Consider the following 281-nt stretch of genomic DNA (forward strand, 5'->3'; position numbering starts at 1 on the left):
CTTCTGAAAGACCTTTTCAGCAGGTTTTCGATTTAAAAGCGCAGATAACTGCCAATCTTCTGATGTTTGAGCTTCAGAGTTCTCAATATGTTGAACATAGATAATTTCAATATTCTTGCTTCTAGCCTGGTTTTGTAAATAAGAAATTTTTTCCAATAGACTTTTTGTCTGGAACCCAGTTTCTACTAAAACATTCTGAACATCAATGATTATAAAAGCCGTATTCATTTAGTCCTCTTTCAAATAGTGCACAAAGGCGTTATAGGTTTCAAGGGTTTGGG

The 281-nt window shown here is 34.5% G+C and carries 1 protein-coding gene; it reads right to left on the reverse strand.

What is annotated here, in order from left to right; genetic code table 11:
• On the reverse strand, window positions 1-228 hold a 228-nt coding region (locus F1003_RS18570; RefSeq protein WP_155090347.1), incomplete at its 3' end, for an isochorismatase family protein.
• Between the last annotated feature and the right edge of the window lie 53 nt (window positions 229-281).

This window comes from Winogradskyella ouciana (genome assembly GCF_009709615.1).
Lineage (GTDB): Bacteria > Bacteroidota > Bacteroidia > Flavobacteriales > Flavobacteriaceae > Winogradskyella > Winogradskyella ouciana.